We start from the raw sequence: 1,251 nt of genomic DNA, 5'->3' as shown, positions 1-1,251 counted from the left end.
TGAAGTGGTCAACTTTTTCCGGACACCTCAATCGGTGATTGTCAGGCCGCTTGCCGCTCGTACTGATTGGGCGTCATGTTGCCCAACGTCGAGTGCAGTCGCCCCTCGTTATAGAACCGCACGATGTAATCAGTGATGTCCTTTATTGCTTCGCCGTGGTTGGCGTAATCCTTTCTCCAGGTGCGCTCCATCTTCAGGTTCAGGAAGAAGCGCTCCATCACTGCATTGTCCCAGCAATTACCTTTTCGGCTCATGCTGCAACGCATCCCGTTGCGAGTCAGCAGCGATTGATAAGCAGCCCCCGCGTACTGGCTGCCTCTGTCCGAGTGGGCAATCAGGCCCGGTTCAGGCTGCCTTTGAGCAATGGCCAGTTGCATAGCGCTGGTCACCAGTTCGGCGCGCATATGGGGTGCCATGGCCCAGCCGACGATTTTGCGTGAAAACAGGTCCATAACCGCAGCCAGATAGACCCAACCGCTTCGTGTGCGTATGTAGGTGATGTCCGCGACCCATGAGTGATTGATTGCCTTGGGGTTGAACTGTCGGTTGAGCAGGTTTTCAGCAACCGGCAAGTTGTGTTTACTGTCGGTTGTGTGGATAAACTTGCGCTTCCAGATCGGGCGCAAACCCTGTTGTTTCATGAGGCGACGAACCTTGAAACGACCGATGGAAACACCCTCATCGCGCAGCGCGCCCAGCACGCGGCGGCTACCGTAGCAGTGTTCTTTGGACTCGAATGTCGCTTTGACCATGGCCGCTGCAGTGCAGATGAGCTTGGGTTTCTGGCAACGTTGGCGAGCTTCATAGAACCCGGAACGACTGATCCGCAAAACCCGGCAGATATGAGCCACCGGGTAGGCCTTGCGATGTAATTGGTGAACCAGTTGATGGATCACTTCAATTCGCGGGCAAAGAAGGCCGTAGCTTTTTTTAGGATGTCGTTGTCCATTTTTAGCTGCCGAATCTGCTGCTCCAACTGACGAATCCGCTGCTGCTCACTGGTCAATGGATTACCAATACCCGGCCCGCCCAACAGCTCGGCCTTGTATTGCTCAACCCAACGCCGCACTGCCGTATCACTCAGATTCATGTCAAGACAGACCGAGTTCACGCTCTGGCCCTGGTCGACGATGAGCTTGCAGACATCAAGCTTGAAGGCTGCATCGAACTTTCTGTATTTCTTGGTCATGATCGTTCCTCAATGGGTACAGTTTCCCCCATTGAGGTGTCCGGGGTCATTAGGCCAGCTCA

Annotated in this window: 1 protein-coding gene; it reads right to left on the bottom strand. The window is 54.5% G+C overall.

Annotated features, from left to right (window positions below):
* Window positions 1-41: 41 nt before the first annotated feature.
* Window positions 42-1,189 (bottom strand): IS3 family transposase gene (locus QWI20_RS27410; RefSeq protein WP_369308095.1). Its coding sequence is split into 2 segments (ribosomal slippage): window positions 42-934 and window positions 934-1,189, totalling 1,149 coding nucleotides; the frame shifts between segments, so codons are not numbered across the junction.
* Window positions 1,190-1,251: the final 62 nt, after the last annotated feature.

It is taken from the genome of Pseudomonas sp. W2-17 (assembly GCF_041060445.1).
Classification (GTDB): Bacteria; Pseudomonadota; Gammaproteobacteria; order Pseudomonadales; family Pseudomonadaceae; genus Aquipseudomonas.
This window is presented reverse-complemented; position numbering and strand designations above follow the sequence as displayed.